1 protein-coding gene is annotated in these 240 nt (G+C 63.3%); it reads right to left on the bottom strand.

Annotation, left to right across the window (positions count from 1 at the left end; genetic code table 11):
- A partial coding sequence (locus tag ETV65_RS25005) for an Ig-like domain-containing protein (protein WP_165383779.1) occupies positions 1 to 240 on the bottom strand: 240 nt, incomplete at both ends.

The raw sequence follows: 240 nt of genomic DNA, 5'->3' as shown, positions 1-240 counted from the left end.
TGCTCGCACCGGTATCTGAACCGTCGGTCAGATCGATAACCGGCACGCTCAGCGTGGTGTCCACGGTAAAGGCGAATGCCTCCCCGGACGTGCTGTTACCGGCAGTATCCGTGACCGTCACCACCAGATTGTGTTCGCCGTCAGCGAGGGCCGACGGTACAGTAAAGTGCCACTGTCCGGCGCTGTCCTGTACCGCCGCCTGCGCCGCGCCGCCGTCAATGCTGACCGTGACCGTTACCA

It is taken from the genome of Rahnella sp. RFA10(1/100) (assembly GCF_004195115.1).
GTDB classification, from domain to species: domain Bacteria; phylum Pseudomonadota; class Gammaproteobacteria; order Enterobacterales; family Enterobacteriaceae; genus Rahnella; species Rahnella perminowiae.
Note: the sequence above shows the minus strand (reverse complement) of the source record. Positions and strands in the feature narration are given on the sequence as shown.